General features: G+C 44.2%; 13 protein-coding genes. 6 read left to right on the top strand and 7 right to left on the bottom strand.

Annotated elements, in window-relative coordinates; all coding sequences use genetic code 11:
* Positions 1–125 precede the first annotated feature (125 nt).
* The 5 genes from AB6C75_RS21020 to AB6C75_RS21000 form a co-directional block, all read right to left on the bottom strand.
* A complete protein-coding gene (locus AB6C75_RS21020) occupies positions 126–1,286 on the bottom strand; it encodes an ABC transporter permease (RefSeq protein ID WP_372109069.1) in 1,161 nt (386 codons plus the stop codon).
* Positions 1,283–2,596: an ABC transporter permease gene (locus AB6C75_RS21015; protein WP_372109067.1), complete on the bottom strand. Its 1,314-nt coding sequence runs from the start codon at positions 2,594–2,596 to the stop codon at positions 1,283–1,285. Before AB6C75_RS21015 ends, AB6C75_RS21020 begins: the two co-directional genes overlap by 4 nt.
* A 7-nt stretch (positions 2,597–2,603) precedes the next feature.
* The gene (locus AB6C75_RS21010; RefSeq protein ID WP_017101092.1) at positions 2,604–3,578 is read right to left on the bottom strand and encodes an HlyD family secretion protein; all 975 of its coding nucleotides are present in this window, start codon (positions 3,576–3,578) and stop codon (positions 2,604–2,606) included.
* A 3-nt stretch (positions 3,579–3,581) separates the two neighbouring features.
* A complete protein-coding gene (locus AB6C75_RS21005; RefSeq protein WP_372109065.1) occupies positions 3,582–5,012 on the bottom strand; it encodes a TolC family protein in 1,431 nt (476 codons plus the stop codon).
* A 219-nt stretch (positions 5,013–5,231) separates the two neighbouring features.
* Complete coding sequence (locus AB6C75_RS21000; protein WP_009846577.1) at positions 5,232–5,459, bottom strand: hypothetical protein; 228 nt, start codon at positions 5,457–5,459, stop codon at positions 5,232–5,234.
* Between the two features lie 661 nt (positions 5,460–6,120).
* On the opposite strand from AB6C75_RS21000, the gene AB6C75_RS20995 reads away from it, so the two are divergent.
* The 5 genes from AB6C75_RS20995 (at position 6,121) to gnd (ending at position 12,626) form a co-directional block, all read left to right on the top strand.
* On the top strand, positions 6,121–7,731 hold the full coding sequence (locus AB6C75_RS20995; protein ID WP_372109072.1) for an ATP-binding protein: 1,611 nt from the start codon (positions 6,121–6,123) through the stop codon (positions 7,729–7,731).
* A 69-nt stretch (positions 7,732–7,800) separates the two neighbouring features.
* The gene (locus AB6C75_RS20990; protein WP_372109063.1) at positions 7,801–8,496 is read left to right on the top strand and encodes a response regulator; all 696 of its coding nucleotides are present in this window, start codon (positions 7,801–7,803) and stop codon (positions 8,494–8,496) included.
* A gap of 437 nt (positions 8,497–8,933) precedes the next feature.
* On the top strand, positions 8,934–10,436 hold the full coding sequence (zwf, locus tag AB6C75_RS20985) for a glucose-6-phosphate dehydrogenase (RefSeq protein ID WP_029222938.1): 1,503 nt from the start codon (positions 8,934–8,936) through the stop codon (positions 10,434–10,436).
* Positions 10,433–11,149, top strand: coding sequence for a 6-phosphogluconolactonase (pgl, locus tag AB6C75_RS20980; RefSeq protein ID WP_012603788.1), 717 nt, complete (start codon positions 10,433–10,435; stop codon positions 11,147–11,149). Before zwf ends, pgl begins: the two co-directional genes overlap by 4 nt.
* Positions 11,150–11,177: 28 nt before the next feature.
* Positions 11,178–12,626: a decarboxylating NADP(+)-dependent phosphogluconate dehydrogenase gene (gnd, locus tag AB6C75_RS20975; protein WP_004733587.1), complete on the top strand. Its 1,449-nt coding sequence runs from the start codon at positions 11,178–11,180 to the stop codon at positions 12,624–12,626.
* 129 nt (positions 12,627–12,755) lie between these two features.
* Here the strand turns inward: gnd and AB6C75_RS20970 are convergent, their stop codons facing one another.
* Positions 12,756–13,916 carry an HD-GYP domain-containing protein gene (locus AB6C75_RS20970; protein ID WP_372109061.1) on the bottom strand — a complete coding sequence of 387 codons (1,161 nt, stop codon included), beginning with the start codon at positions 13,914–13,916 and terminating at the stop codon, positions 12,756–12,758.
* A gap of 423 nt (positions 13,917–14,339) precedes the next feature.
* Here AB6C75_RS20970 and AB6C75_RS20965 point away from each other — a divergent pair, with 423 nt between their 5' ends.
* Complete coding sequence (locus AB6C75_RS20965) at positions 14,340–14,753, top strand: VF530 family DNA-binding protein (RefSeq protein ID WP_012603790.1); 414 nt, start codon at positions 14,340–14,342, stop codon at positions 14,751–14,753.
* Between the two features lie 121 nt (positions 14,754–14,874).
* Here AB6C75_RS20965 and AB6C75_RS20960 read toward each other — a convergent pair whose 3' ends face one another.
* Positions 14,875–15,066 carry a hypothetical protein gene (locus tag AB6C75_RS20960; RefSeq protein ID WP_004733590.1) on the bottom strand — a complete coding sequence of 64 codons (192 nt, stop codon included), beginning with the start codon at positions 15,064–15,066 and terminating at the stop codon, positions 14,875–14,877.
* Between the last annotated feature and the right edge of the window lie 340 nt (positions 15,067–15,406).

Raw genomic sequence — 15,406 nt, 5'->3', positions numbered from 1 at the left:
CACAACGGTATGCTAAGAACAAAAATGCCGTTCACTCTTAAGTGAACGGCATTAGCCCTTTATCAGAGCTTTTAAATGGTTTTTTGAAGAACCATAAATCTGATGGTTCAACATTCTTAGCTAAGCTAGTGGGGACTGACTCGACTGATGCTCTTACTTGATTTATGAAAGAGCTTGAGCGCTAACAGCGATCCCCATAGAGCGACTTGCCCCCATAACAGAGTCCATTGAGACGCCACTTCTTGCCAAGAAGCACCCATCTGATTAAGTGCTAAGAAACCTTGAATCGCTGGTGTACTCGGAAATAGCTGTGATAACAGTACTAACCATTCAGGCATCATTTCAACGGGCCAGATAAACCCAGAAGAAAAAATGAGTGGCATTGAACTGATTAACACCACAACCGTGACTAACTCTCTTCTTGGAACCAGCTCACCGACAAAAATCCCAATCAAACAACTGGCCAATAAGAAGGGCAGGAGTAAGGTCAAAATGTTTGTTATGGAAGCAAGCAGGTTAATGCCATACATCGAAAAGCTTGCGCCGAAGTAATACATCGACAACAGGTAATAAATGCCAACTAAGGTACAACAGCGAGCAAGCATCAGTTTCGCTGGAGAGCTCTTACTCCAATAGCCAAACGTCGATTGAGCGTTTTGTGTTGCACCGACTAAGCCAGAAGCCATAGCCAAGGTTTGTTGTAGGATCAACACAAACACCGCTGGAACCACGTAATCAATGTAGCCCATGCGACTATTGAAGGTTGGTTTTAGGTTCAAGCTAAACGCGCTGTAGCCTTTGGCAGCCGATTCTAACGGCACACCTTCAACCAACAAGTGGCTGACCTTAACTTGCGCAGCTAACGTGCCGCCTGCCTTGGCAAGCCCTTCAACAATGGTTCCGTAGACTAAGAAGTAAGATGCATCACCAGCGTAAGAAAGCGTCGGGCTCTTACCTAGGAGCAAGTCTTTATAGAAGTTCTCTGGGATGACGATGAAACCGCCAATCTCTTGATTAAGAACAGCTTGCTTAGCATCGGCGATGGTGGAGTCACGGCGTACCAAGTCAATTTGAGACGTGGCATCTACCATTCTTTCTAACTGGTAGCTGCTTTGGCTCTTATCCAAGTTCACAACGGAAGCTTTAAGCTGTTGAGGAACTTGGTTTGCGTAAGGCAACGGATACAAGAATGAATAGAAGACCACACCACCAAATACCGTAAGAAGTACAACAGGGTTGCGCAGTACCGCTAACAGTTCTTGCTTGAGCAGTTGAGTAAAGCTCATCGTTTTACTCCTTGTTGTGCTGATGTATCTGGCTGTGCTGACGATGTTGCTTCTGATGATATAGCCGCTTGTGCAGACAGAACTGACCGTGCCAAGTGTTTCTTAATTAATAACATCACCACGAAAGCAGGAACTGCATACCACAACATAGAGGAGAGGCTGATTAGCGATTGTGCCGCGCTCGCGCCATAACTGGATTGTGCTGTCTGTACTTCGATGTAGTGACTCACGGGCAATAAGCTTCTCCAGATTTGCGCCGCCGTGTTCATGTCGGTGACTGGAAAAGTAATACCCATGAATGCAAAGCTTGGTGCTGTAAAGGCGCCAGCGAAACTCATCGCCCTTGCTGGATCAAGCGTTAAGAAGAAAAACAAACACCCCATGATGATACAACTGATGACGGTAAGCAGTTGGGCAATGGTTAATGCCACAAAACTGCCGTTAAACGGCCAGTCTAAGAGGACATAGAACCAAAAGCTAAATGCGATACCAAACATCAAAAACAAGACAAGGTAGGGCGTTAATGTTGACGTTAGTGACTTCAACGGGGCGTTGGATAACCAAGCGTGAAGGCCACGAGCTCTAACGTTCGCCGTTAAAACCAATATCGTGCCGACCACAATCATAATTTGCCATAAAGCTGGAATAACAGCAGACACCAAGAACTGTGCATAGCTGGTGTTTTTGTTAAACAACGGCGTAATCTGACTTTGTACCGTGACTGCTTGGCCTAATGCTGATTGCACCGTGGTATCACCGTGTGAAAGCTGTTTAACGACTTCAAGCTGAGCGTTAAAAGTCCCTTGAGCCTGCAACAGTGCTGAGTTGACCAGTTTACCTATCAAGATGAATTGACTGTTGTAGAACACAGACACTTGAGGGTTCAAACCTAGGTAGAGATCACGGTCGAAGTGTTTTGGTATCACAACGTAGCCGTAGATATCGCGTTCAATCATCGCTTTAGCCGCTTCACTCGCCGAGCTGTATTTCTGAGTCACTTGTAGGGTAGGTGACGCATCAACAAGGCGCGTGAACTGTTGCGAGATTTGACTGTGTTCAAGGTCGACAACCGCAACGGGTAAATCGCGGGCGATGCCTTGCGAGAAAATCAGCCAAATACTTGCTGCAAGCAGCAAGGGTATCCAAGTTAGACACGACAACAACCACTTGTCTTTGCGGACTATCGCCCACTGCCTCAGCAAGGTACTCGTCACTTTGTGATGATCAGGGGATTGCGAGCACATAGATTGAGAGCTTCTAGATTGCGATTCTGTAGATGGCGAGCTTATAGAGCGAAAGTTAGCAGACATACGTCACCTAAAGCTCAACCACTAGGCTCATGCCCATACGCAGTGTTTCGTTGGTATCGACAGGGTGCGCTTCTACTTCAAAAGTGCGTAAGTCGAAGCCTTGTGCTGCGTCTGTTGAACGCCAAGTCGCGAAATCACCCATTACGGCAATGTGAGTCACTTGGAAAGTTAATGATCTATCCAGAGCTGGAAGGTAAGCTTCAAATTGGCTGCCTTTCTCAAAATGTTTCAACATATCTTCACGCACATTGAGCACCGCCCATGCATCTTTAGTGTCAATCACGGTCACAACAGGGAAACCTTGAGGAGCTAACTCACCGCTACTTAATAGTACTTGAGCCACTTCACCACTAAACCAGCTGTGGATCTGTGTGTCTTTTGCGTAAGCTTCAACTTCCGCTACTGCGCCAGCTGCCATTAACGCTTTTTGAGCGGCTGCCACTTTGGTTTCGTCACGAGCACCTTCTTGTGCTAATTGATACATTTGGAACGCAGCGCTTTCAGTGTACTTCGCCGCTTGCCACTGTGTTTTGGCTTCATCACGTTTTTGCTCGGCAACCACGCCATCGTTATAAAGGTTGTTTACACGTTGGTAAGTTTTATCCATGAGATCGGCAGCTGCTTTGGCTTTCAACCATTGGTCTTTAGCGGCTTGGATTTGCTGAGTACGCGCGCCATTCTCTGCTTGTTTTGCTAATGCACCAGCGGCTTTTTGACCGGCTTTTGCTTGCTCTAATTTAGCGTCAATTTCTGGGCTAAGTAGGGAGAAGATCAATTCGCCTTTTTCAACCGAATCGCCTTTACGCACGAATATTTCATCAATTCTTCCGGGTACTTTCGATGAGATGCTGTATTGCTGCGCATCTATTTGACCTTGAAGCTTAACAGGCTGTGGTTGGTACGCTTGGTAAAAGCCGTATCCAACCCAGCCAATAATGCCGATACCAACCAGAGAGAGAATAAATGGCTTAATAGGTTTCATGAATTATCCTTTTGACTGGTTAGCGGTGTCTGCTTTTGAATCGAAGTCAGACGGGACAGAAGACGTTAAGTAACTTGAATAAGCATTCATTTCACTGGTGAGTGCTAACAGCTTATTAAGAGAAATTAGGTATTTGAATCGAGCAGCAGATTGCTGTGTTTTAATGCTTGCAAGATAAAGCTCAGCATCAACCACTTCTAACGAATTGGATAACCCTTGAGTGAAGGCTTTTTTACGAAGTGAAAGGTTTTCTTGAGCTAAAGACAGACTTGAGTTGAGGCCTTGAACTTCTTCAATTGCTTGGTTTGCTTCAAGATAGGTCTTTTGTACCAAAACGGTTAAGTCTTGCTTGGCTTGCGACTTAAGAAACTGGACTTGAGACACGGCGCTATGAGCGGCAGCGACTTTGTCGGAACGACCTGACGTGTCAAGTAGCGGTACATTCACACCAATACCGACTAACCAATCGGGTTTCATTTCACTGGCTAGCGAGTCATCTTCGTACAGGCTGTAATCACCGTAAAGGTAAACTTCTGGGTAGTATTTGCCTTTTTCAGCCTTGATCAAGCTACTCGCTTGTTTCTCTTTTGCTTCAAGGATTTTAAGGCCTGGGTAGGTCATGAGGGTTTGATCAACAAATACGTCCATATGAGGCAGGTTTTTGTTGATAAAGAGTTGTTCTGAAGGTTCGACACTTTGGCTCTGACCAAGGATCTGAGTCAGTGCTAATTGAGCAATTTTGAGGTCGTTCTGCGCTTTGGTTCGTTCAACAACGGCTTTATCCAAAGAAGCATCCGCCTGCAGACGTTCTACTCGAGCAATTTGTCCTTGCTGTTCAAGCTTGATGGCGAAATCACGATGCTGAGTTAAGCCAGCTTCAACGGCTTGACGTGTTCTCACGACGTCTTCCGCTAAGATCACCGAGAAGTAATATTTACTTAAGTCTTCGTAGCGAGCCTGTTTCTCCATCAGCAGTTGGCTTTGCGCTTCTTCGCTTTTACCTTCGGCAGCAGTTTGCGCAGCGGTAATTCGTCCGCCAGTAAAGATAGGCCAAATAGCACGGATGGAAGAGCTGAAGATGTCTTGCTCTGTTATGGTCGAGGTAACGCCACCCAATTTAGCTAATAAGGGTGCAAATGCTGGATCTACGCCGCTTAAGCTATCGCCGAACTGTTTACCATTGATAGTCACATCATTATCAAGGTGCGTGTAGTTAGCTCCCAAGGTGATCGAGGGTAGATTAAGGCTACTTGTTGAGTTCTGAAGGTGTTGATAACGCTCAACGTTGGCTTGTTGAGCCGCAAGTGAGTTGTTGTTCTCTTGCAATATTTGCCACGCTTCAGAAAAAGTGAGCGGGGCAGAGAAAACTGGCGAAGCAAATGTGCCGAGAAGCATACTGGCGAGCGCAAGGTATCGGAATTTTGGTTTGGTCATCTGTATTAAATACCATTTAGAGTATTAACTCTAATGTTAACAGGGTGATAGTCATTTGTCTTGAGATGATTGTCTCACATGCTTAGAAACTCTCATAATTCGTTAAGTTAATGTAATAAAGTGAGTAATGTGGGCTACAAAGATCACTGAAACGAAAAGAGCACGACAAAGCGTGCTCTTTAAGTTCAGTATAGAAGTGTTCTTACAAAATGAAGTGGCTTATTTAAAGCTAGGACAATGGTGATCGGCGCGCCACACCAATTGTCTTGAACCTTGCATTGTTTGTAATAAATCTCTACCTGACATTTGTGGGAACGCTAACAATACCTTGAGATCAAGAGGAGAGGTTCCGTCTTTCTCATAGGCTCTTACGTGAGTAAAAGTCGATTGTAAGTGTTTGAACAGCATAGTCTTAGTAAGACAAATTCCAAAGTTATCGCGTTTCATTGCCTGGTTTCCTTTTCAACAATGTTTATACGTTATGTTTTTTATCCTGTTTCTATTGGACGTTGCCACTGATCGATACTTCCTGCTCATCAATGTTTTATTATTGGGCGCTGATTTATCAGTCACCTCTGAGTTGTCTACCTGTCAGTCGCGTAAATAGAGATGTATGAATGAGGTTAGGTAGGTAACCTGTTTGTTCAACAATCGTAACGACGAGCGTGCAACTTTTAGTTATAGATACGTCCAGTGAGCGAAGGGTTGTTGCCTTTTTGTTAATCTAAATTTCGATTTAAAGCGCGGTCTGAAAATCATGACTTATGGCTTGGCAACAACGAACTTCTTCATATGCAACTATTATAATTGTATTTATTTTAAACAACCTAAAAAACACCTAAAAGCTTAGTGATCTAGCTCAATATTTATTCGTTTATTTTGCTTTTTAAGCTAATCCGTTCTAAAAATGAACGATTAATCGAAGTGAATAACGTAAAGGGTTATCAATTAACAACCTGCTCAATTATTTAGTTGAGTAGCAGTCACAAATTCACGTACCTAGAAAGGTCATGCGATTAACTTGGTGTTAACATCATTCGTCTAACACTAGGGACGGTGGAATATGAAATGGAGCAGTATCAGTTTCCGTAAAAGGTTACTGATTATCATGACGGTCACTGGCCTTGTTGAGCTTTTGATACTCTCAGGTGCTGGTTTTTACTACATCAAACAATCTCAAGAGCAAGAGATGGGTTTGAAAGCGTTAGGTGTTGCTGAATTTCTATCTGAATCGCCACTTGTCACCAGCATTATTCAAGAAAATGGAACGTTGGATCCTAACGGCGTTCCCTACGTTCTGTCTGAAGAAACTCAAGTTAAGTTTCGTAACCTTACCCAACTCATTGGTGCGGCGTTTATCGTTGTGGGAGATGATAAAGGTATCCGCCTGATTCACCCTTATGATGACAGGCTCGGTAAACCAATGCGTGGTGGCGATAACCAAAAAGCGTTGATATTGGGCGAGTCTTATGTGTCGACGGCTAAAGGTTCACTTGGCTTCTCTGTCCGTGGTAAATCTGCGGTAAAAGACCCCCAAGGTGCCGTTATTGGGGTAGTGTCGGTGGGTTATCTATTGGATTCTTTGCAAGATCGAATCGAACCTTACTTAGCCTTTTTGATTGTGATGGCGTTGCTGGTGGTTGCCGTCAATGCGGTGATTTCAAGCTATGTGTCTCGCCGTTTTCAGCGCGCTATTTTAGGCTTTGAGCCAGAAGAAATTGGCCGCTTATATGTAGAACTTGATGTGACTATGAGTACCGTGAAAGAAGGTATTTTGAGCATTGATAAGAACGGCATTTTGCGTTCAATTAATAAGAGTGCCTGCGATATTTTATCGATAGACAGAGATAAAGCACTCAATCAGCAACGTCTATCAGATGTGTTGGTGGGCAGTGATTTAGAGCAGCTGTTATCAACGGGTGACACTGATCATGATGTTGAGCTGTACCTGAACAATAAGCGAATCATTGCTAATCGCAGCCCAATTATAGTGGCTGGTGAGGTGGTTGGGGCGGTATCCAGCTTCCGATTGCGAGATGAAATCAACGATTTAACAGACCAGCTCTCACAAACCAAAGAGTATGCTGATCTACTGCGTTCGCAAACCCATGAGCATCAAAATAAGCTAAACACCATTAGTGGCTTGATTCAAATGGGCGAGCTGGACTCTGTTCAACAATTGATTGGTCAAGAAACCGCTCATTACCAGAGCTTAATTGAGTTCTTAAGAGAGACGGTGAAAGATCCATTGATTGCAGGCATGCTTTTAGGCAAAACAGAGCGAGCTCGAGAGATTGGTTTGGAGCTTAAAGTTGAAGAGGGATCAAGGCTTGAGGCATTACCCGCTTGGTTAAACGCAGAGGATGTCGTGACGATTCTTGGCAACCTGATTGATAACGCGTTTGATGCCACCATGATGGCAATTAAACAAGAAGGGCCAATAGCACCAGCTCGTCGCGTAATCGATGTGTCGATCAGTGATTTTGGCAATGAAATCATAGTGGAAGTCGAAGACAAGGGCTGTGGTCTGCCAAAACACTTGGCAACCAATGCGCTTACCGAAAAAGGCGTATCGAGTAAAGCGAAGCAGAATCGAGGTGTTGGTTTGTATCTCATTAAGCAACTTGCAGATCGTTATCAAGGGCAATTAGAAATGGTTGATAACCCTGATTTTGGGTCACGCATGACGGTGTATTTACCGAAAGAAGAACAACAATAATAATTGAGCACGGAGCGATCGAGTAAAGATCGTAGTGACGGAAAAAGCATGGTTAAAGGAAGAACATAAATGAACGCAATCACGAGAGTCATGGTCATTGAAGATGATATTGCGATTGCAGAGCTTCACCATCGTTATTTAGAACAGATGGGAGGCTTTGATGTGGTCGGGATTGCGACCACACAGTCTGAAGCATTAATGCAATTGGACATCTTAAAGCCTAATTTGGTTTTATTGGATGTGTATCTACCGGACGGATGCGGAATTGATATTTTGAACCACGTTCGTGGCAGTAATCAGGGCTGTGATGTGATTTTGATTACCGCCGCTCGAGATGTCGACACACTGCAACAGGCGATGCGTGGTGGAGTCGTCGACTACTTACTGAAACCTGTGATGTTTCCTCGTTTGGAAGCGGCACTGAAAAAGTACCAATCGCAACAACAAGAATTTGAAAGTGTGTCTGACTTAAACCAAGGCTTGGTCGACAAGATGCTGCAAGCCAATGCCAAGGCAGATTCTCGAAAGGTTTCTACGTTACCTAAAGGGATCGATGGTGTAACGCTTGATAAAATTAGAGCTATTTTCCAACAAGCCGACATTGCTGATATTACAGCTGATGAGGCAGGTGAACGTATTGGAGCTAGTCGAACCACCGCTCGACGCTATTTGGAATTCCTTATCACGACTGGCGAGTTAGTGGCTGACTTAAATTACGGGTCAGTAGGTCGCCCAGAACGCTGCTACAATAAAGCTAGAAGATAGATTTAGCGACAACAAGTCACAAAGATAAACGCGATGCTATCAAATAAATATAAAGCCAGTTGAGTAAGCTGGTTTTGGTTTTTTCTCCCTTTCTTATTGCTCACTCCACCGACCAGATACCGTTCTTTCTTGACTACAATGTTTGAGAATGCCGATTTGCTTCTTCTTCCAGATAGAACAGCTGACTTATCGATTATAATTTGTTCGAAATCAGTCAATATTTAATCGATTGCTTTCACAGTGGTTGATGTAAATCAAATACTCATAGACAATACTGTCCCGAATAGAGGTGATAGCTTTCACCCTCGTTTACCAAACGCATTCTCAAGTGTAATAGGCACTCGCTATTGATGTAATAGCCAAGACCTATTATCTATTTTCGTATGTCGCTGATACCTTTGGCGAATACTAAAAACCTTGTTTTTATAGGAAAGATGATGGTAATACCTGAAAACAGCAGCATCGTTATTTTTGGTGCGTCGGGAGATCTAACTTACCGCAAGTTAATTCCTGCTTTGTACCACCTGTATGCTAGCAATCAACTTCCAGAATCCTTTGCGATTCTTGGAGTGAGCCGTACTGAGTACAGCGACGAGTCTTACCGTGAGAAGCTGAAGAAGTCTCTTCAGGAAATGGAAAAAACTGAGCCAGAGACGCTGAATGCATTTATTGAACATCTGCATTATCAAGCGATCAACACTTCAGATGTAGACGATTACGCTCGTCTAGCACAACGTCTGGATAAGCTTGAGCAAGACTACCAATTCGAAAACCATAACACATTGTTCTACTTGGCAACCCCGCCAAGCCTTTACGGTGTGATTCCAGCAAACCTTGCTGCACATGGCCTAAACGATGAGAAGAACGGCTGGCGTCGTCTGATTATTGAGAAGCCATTTGGTTACGATCTAGCATCAGCTCAAGCGCTGGATGAAGAGATCCATCATCACTTCCAAGAACACCAGATCTACCGTATCGACCATTACCTTGGTAAAGAAACGGTACAAAACCTTCTAGTGCTTCGTTTCTCAAACGCGATGTTTGAACCTCTGTGGAACCGTAACTTCATTGAATACGTTGAAATCACAGGTGCTGAGTTCCTTGGCGTTGAAGAACGTGGCGGATACTACGATGGTTCTGGCGCAGTTCGTGACATGTTCCAAAACCACCTGCTACAAGTGCTAGCAATGGTTGGTATGGAGCCACCTGCTCAAATCAATGCCGATTCTATTCGTGATGAAGTGGTTAAAGTACTTCAGTGTCTGAAACCATTAGAAGAAGATGATTTGCGTAAAGACTTAGTGTTAGGTCAGTACACAGCATCAGATGTTCGTGGTCAGCACTTACTAGGTTACCGTGAAGAGCATGGTGTCGCAGACGACTCTCGTACTGAAACGTACATTGGTCTTAAAGCACACATCAATAACTGGCGCTGGAATGGTGTTCCTTTCTACGTACGTACGGGTAAACGCTTACCAACACGTGTGACTGAAATTGTGATTCACTTTAAGAACACACCACACCCAGTGTTTGGTCAAGATGCACCAGAGAACAAACTGATTATCCGTATCCAACCGGATGAAGGTATTCAGATGAGCTTTGGTTTGAAAGAGCCCGGCGCAGGTTTCAAAGCAAAAGAAGTGAAAATGAACTTCTCTTACTCTGATCTGCCTGAGACTCAGATGCTAACGGCTTATGAGCGTCTTCTTCTTGACGCACTGAACGGTGATGCGACTCTGTTTGCACGTACCGATGCAGTAGAAGCATGTTGGAAGTACGTTCAACCGATCTTAGATTTCAAGCAAGACCCTCAAGCACTGTTTGGCTATGCTTGTGGTACTTGGGGCCCACAAGAAGCCGATGAGCTTCTGCAGCGTGATGGCCGCGCATGGCGTTTCCCATGCAAAAACTTAACAGATACGGATTACTGCGAACTATGATCAATCACAAGATCTTTGCAACGCCTGAATTAGTCGTTGAAAACCTAGCAAACGAAATGAAAGCTTACAGCGAGCAGGGCAAGCCTGTTCACATTTCATTGTCGGGTGGCAGCACGCCAAAAATGCTTTTCAAGCTTTTAGCTCAAGCGCCATACGCAGAAGGCATTCAATGGAATAACCTTCATTTCTGGTGGGGCGACGAACGTTGCGTTGCACCTGATGATGCAGAAAGCAACTTCGGCGAAGCGAACGCGCTACTTTTCTCGAACGTGAACCTTCCTGCTGAAAACATCCACCGCATCCGTGGTGAAGATGAGCCAAAAGCAGAAGCAGAGCGTTTCGCGAAAGAGATGGCAGACGTGATTCCAACAGAAAACGGCACGCCTGTTTTCGATTGGATCCTGCTAGGTGTTGGCGCAGACGGCCACACAGCTTCACTATTCCCGGGTGTAACTGACTACCAAGATGAGAACCTATCTGTATTAGCTTCTCACCCAGAGTCGGGCCAGATCCGTGTTTCTAAAACAGCGAAAGTTTTAGAAGCAGCAAAACGAATCAGCTACCTAGTACTGGGTGCAGGTAAAGTTGAGATCGTTAAAGAAATTCATACAACTCCTGCTTCAGAACTGCCTTACCCGGCAGCGAAAATCCAGTCTAAAACTGGTGAGACAGAGTGGTTCCTAGATTCAAATGCAGCAAGTGCTATCGCATAAGTGCGAATAGCCGCAAGGAGATAAAATAATGAAAGGTGATATCGGTGTAATTGGCCTAGCAGTAATGGGTCAGAACCTTATCCTAAACATGAACGACCACGGCTTCAAAGTTGTGGCTCACAACCGTACTGCTGCGAAAGTAGACGAGTTCCTAGAAGGCCCAGCTAAAGGTACTAACATTGTTGGTGCTTACTCTCTAGAAGAGCTAGTTGAGAAGCTAGAAGCGCCACGTAAAGTGATGCTTATGGTTCGTGCTGGTGATGTTGTAGATACGTTCATCGACAAGCTTGTACCACTTCTAGACAAAGGCGACATCATCATTGATGGTGGTAACACTAACTTCCCAGACACTAACCGTCGTGTTGCCGCTCTTCGCGAGAAAGGCATCCACTTCATCGGTACGGGTGTTTCTGGTGGTGAAGAAGGTGCTCGTTTCGGTCCTTCTATCATGCCAGGCGGTTCTCCTGAAGCTTGGGAAGCGGTTAAGCCTATCTTCCAAGGTATCTCTGCGAAAACTGACGCGGGTGAGCCTTGTTGTGATTGGGTTGGTAACGACGGTGCTGGTCACTTCGTTAAGATGGTTCACAATGGCATCGAATACGGTGACATGCAGCTTATCACTGAAGCATACCAGTTCATGAAAGATGGCCTAGGTATGAACCACGACGAAATGCAGGCTGTATTTGCTGACTGGAACAAAACTGAGCTAGACAGCTACCTAGTTGAAATCACTGCTGATATCCTTGGTTACAAAGATGAAGACGGTGAAGCGCTAGTTGAGAAGATCCTAGACACTGCTGGCCAAAAAGGTACGGGCAAATGGACAGGTATTAATGCACTAGACATGGGTATCCCACTGACTCTAATCACTGAGTCTGTATTCTCTCGTTGCCTGTCTGCACTTAAAGATCAACGTGTTGAAGCTGAGAAACTGTTCGGTAAGACTGTTGCTCCAGTTGAAGGCGACAAGCAAGAGTGGGTTGATGCAATCCGTCAGGCTCTACTTGCTTCTAAGATCATCTCTTACGCTCAAGGTTTCATGCTAATGCGTGAAGCGTCGAACGAAAACGGTTGGGATCTAAACTACGGTAACGTTGCTCTTATGTGGCGTGGCGGTTGTATCATCCGTTCTGCATTCCTAGGCAACATTCGTGATGCTTACGAAGCGAACCCAGAGATCGCATTCCTAGGTTCAGATGCATACTTCAAAGGCATCCTAGACAACTGCATGGGCGCTTGGCGTAAAGTTGCAGCTAAGTCTATGGAATCAGGCATCCCAATGCCATGTATGACTTCTGCACTAACGTTCCTAGACGGCTACACTACAGCTCGTCTTCCAGCGAACCTTCTACAAGCTCAACGTGATTACTTCGGTGCTCACACTTATGAGCGTACTGACCGTCCACGTGGTGAATTCTTCCACACAAACTGGACTGGTACAGGCGGCGACACTGCTTCTACAACTTACGACGTATAATCATTAGTTAGAATCAGTAAAGAACACGTTTGTTCTTTCAGCTGAAACTAGAAAATAAAAGGATGCCAATTGGCATCCTTTTTTGTTGGTTCGCGTTTTCTTTGGTCTACACAACCAAGGCGTTACAGTTCAAGCTGTCATGACGTGCGGTCGAACATCATCATTGTATTGTTCCCTAATTGCCATAAAGCCATCTAGGTTCTGTTTAAGAGCCACAACACACTCAGGGTCGAACATCGAACCCGAGTGAGCCTCAATGTAATCCATGACTTCATCGAGTGTCCACGCGTGCTTATAGGCTCTTTTGCTCATCAGCGCATCGAATACATCGGCTAAGGTTACGATGCGTGCCTCTAGCGGTATCGCTGTGTTACTCAAAGCATCGGGCAACCCTGTGCCATCAAACCTTTCATGATGATGACGTACGATGTTTTTAATGAATTGGATTTCCTCAGAACACATAGCGATATGGCATGATAGGGCAACCACATTGTTAATCATTTCTTCACCGTACAAGGTGTGATTGTCCATGACGGCTCTTTCTTCTTCATTAAAGCGTGCGCTACTGAATAGCACTCTATCTGGAATTCGATATTTACCTATGTCGTGAAAAGGTGCATACAGCCGAATTCGATGAATGAATTGGTGTGTAATTTCCCTTTTGGTGTGCGACAGAGTACGAGCAATGTGTTCACTGTATTTACCCATGCGAATGAGGTGCTCTTTGGTTTCTGGATCTCGAGCATGACCCATGTTTAAAGCAATCGCTAAAGAGGATTGAAAGTGACGTTGGCGCTCAAACCATTGAACGAAAAGGCTAGAGATCACTTGAGTGAGATAAGCGATATCACACTGGATGGTTTGGTTAGCAAAGAACCCCGCTGATGAAGCATTGATAAACACAAACCCAAGATTACTTTCTTGGTGATGAATAGGTGTTGTGTAACTGCTTTGATGACCGATATCGAGCAGGTGAGATATTTGTTTGGTTGGGCTAATGGTGGTGAGGTCGTGGATGATTCGAGTATCTAAAGACTCAGCCATTCTAGATAACGCTGATTCTGGCTTAAGTTCTTGTTCAATGTAGCGATGCTCGGCTTCTTGGCACAGAGTATCCGAAACAAAATAGTTCGATGCTCTATTTTCATTGCATAGCACGACCGAAAGCCTAGACAGAATGGGGTAATGTTCGCGAGCTAGCCGAAAGAGATCATCAACGATGGCGATAATGTCTTTATCTTGGGCGGCTACTCTGCTGATTTGGGAGTAGTCAAACATGGTCAAAGCCAACCTTTATTTATAGTTATATCATTGTTTAATATCATTATTAGTAGGTTTCTATACCACTTCTAACATAGCACCTCGCTGTTAATTAGCAACACTGCGTTCTAATAAGTTTAAATTCCATTGGTAAAGTAGGGATATTTCATTCTTCTATCATGGTTTTTGTTAACTTGAGCTAGTTTGGTGGATCTTTAAGACAGACCCTTTTTAGTAGGGGCGGCTGTATTACACGCAACATCAGGATGGTAAGTGACCATATTAAAATTAAATTGAAAGATAAATAGGATAACGAGCATGCTTTATGCCATCATAAAGGCATAGATAAGGGCAATGGATGATATGCCCAAATGATTGAGCTAGAAGCGGTCAGTGATGACGGTGTTCTAGAGTAAATTCAAGGCCTTTAGTTGCCTTGGAAAAGGTAATGTTATGACTGAAGAAGAAAGAATCGAACTGCAACAAAACAACCCACTGCATGGCTTAAAGCTTGAAACTATGATCAACGAATTAGTGGATCATTACGGTTGGGAAATTTTGGATGCAGCAATGCGCATGAACTGCTTTAACACTAAGCCGACAGTAGCAAGTGCCGTTAAATACTTGAAGAAAACAGAGTGGGCTCGTGAGAAAGTAGAGAATTTCTACCTTTACCGTTTCAAGCGCATGCCTAAAGCTTCTGATATCGAATACCAGATGCCTCCGCGTTCACGTACATTCCGTCACGGGTTAGAACCTCGTGAGCCAATGGAATTAACGGTTGAATCGATTCTAGCATCACAAGCTAAAGCAGCGTCAGCATTTAAAGAGCGTCGTGGCGGCAACGGTCGTAACTTTCGTCGCTAGTTTTAACGTCTTTATGTAAAGGCGTAAGTTGAGCATCGTTAGATAGACAAAGCCTTGACTGAAAAATACAAAAGGAGCCTAAGTGCTCCTTTTTTAATGCGTGTTGCTTTAGTCGTTCGTCTTAAGCTTCGCGGTTCTTTCTTTGATTCTTCCAAAGATCAACGACATAGACAATAGCGCTGATCAGTAAGAATAGCGCTGACACAGAAAAAAGAGCGGGCATTTTTAGAATCCACGCGAATGTGGCAGCGAGAAAAGCGACAAAGCAAATGAGTCGACTTGATGACATGACATGACCGAGTTTAATGTTCATAACGCCTCCTAATGAAGTCTCACTTTCGACAGGAGAATTATCCTACCTTTGGCAAAGTAAAGGCTAAAAAACAGTCTAAATTGTTATCAAATTTGCTAATTGAAGGACTCGCCTCACATATTTTAGCTTGGCTATTTTATAGTTCATAAAATAACCAGTCGAGGGGCTTTGTCAATTCTTTATACTTAACGATTTGCGTTGTGTTTTGCTAACGAAAACCGTGATTGCTGCACGAAGTAGTTCGAATAAAAGCTAGTTGGTATAGAACCTAGTTAGCATAGAAGAAGGGCTCTTCTCCGCTTAGATGAGTCTATAAATTAACAATAAAACCGGTAACACA

The organism is Vibrio sp. 10N.237.312.B06, from assembly GCF_041464685.1.
In the GTDB taxonomy this organism is placed as follows: Bacteria; Pseudomonadota; Gammaproteobacteria; order Enterobacterales; family Vibrionaceae; genus Vibrio; species Vibrio tasmaniensis_A.
The sequence above is the reverse complement of the archived record's forward strand: the minus strand, read 5'-3'. Positions and strand labels throughout refer to the sequence as shown.

Bases quoted from the DNA above. Each gene is read 5' to 3' on its own strand.
- AB6C75_RS21020 (WP_372109069.1), bottom strand. From the start codon at position 1,286: ATGAGCTTTACTCAACTGCTCAAGCAAGAACTGTTAGCGGTACTGCGC.
- AB6C75_RS21015 (WP_372109067.1), bottom strand. From the start codon at position 2,596: ATGTCTGCTAACTTTCGCTCTATAAGCTCGCCATCTACAGAATCGCAA.
- AB6C75_RS21010 (WP_017101092.1), bottom strand. From the start codon at position 3,578: ATGAAACCTATTAAGCCATTTATTCTCTCTCTGGTTGGTATCGGCATT.
- AB6C75_RS21005 (WP_372109065.1), bottom strand. From the start codon at position 5,012: ATGACCAAACCAAAATTCCGATACCTTGCGCTCGCCAGTATGCTTCTC.
- AB6C75_RS21000 (WP_009846577.1), bottom strand. From the start codon at position 5,459: ATGAAACGCGATAACTTTGGAATTTGTCTTACTAAGACTATGCTGTTC.
- AB6C75_RS20995 (WP_372109072.1), top strand. From the start codon at position 6,121: ATGACGGTCACTGGCCTTGTTGAGCTTTTGATACTCTCAGGTGCTGGT.
- AB6C75_RS20990 (WP_372109063.1), top strand. From the start codon at position 7,801: ATGAACGCAATCACGAGAGTCATGGTCATTGAAGATGATATTGCGATT.
- zwf (WP_029222938.1), top strand. From the start codon at position 8,934: ATGGTAATACCTGAAAACAGCAGCATCGTTATTTTTGGTGCGTCGGGA.
- pgl (WP_012603788.1), top strand. From the start codon at position 10,433: ATGATCAATCACAAGATCTTTGCAACGCCTGAATTAGTCGTTGAAAAC.
- gnd (WP_004733587.1), top strand. From the start codon at position 11,178: ATGAAAGGTGATATCGGTGTAATTGGCCTAGCAGTAATGGGTCAGAAC.
- AB6C75_RS20965 (WP_012603790.1), top strand. From the start codon at position 14,340: ATGACTGAAGAAGAAAGAATCGAACTGCAACAAAACAACCCACTGCAT.
- AB6C75_RS20960 (WP_004733590.1), bottom strand. From the start codon at position 15,066: ATGAACATTAAACTCGGTCATGTCATGTCATCAAGTCGACTCATTTGC.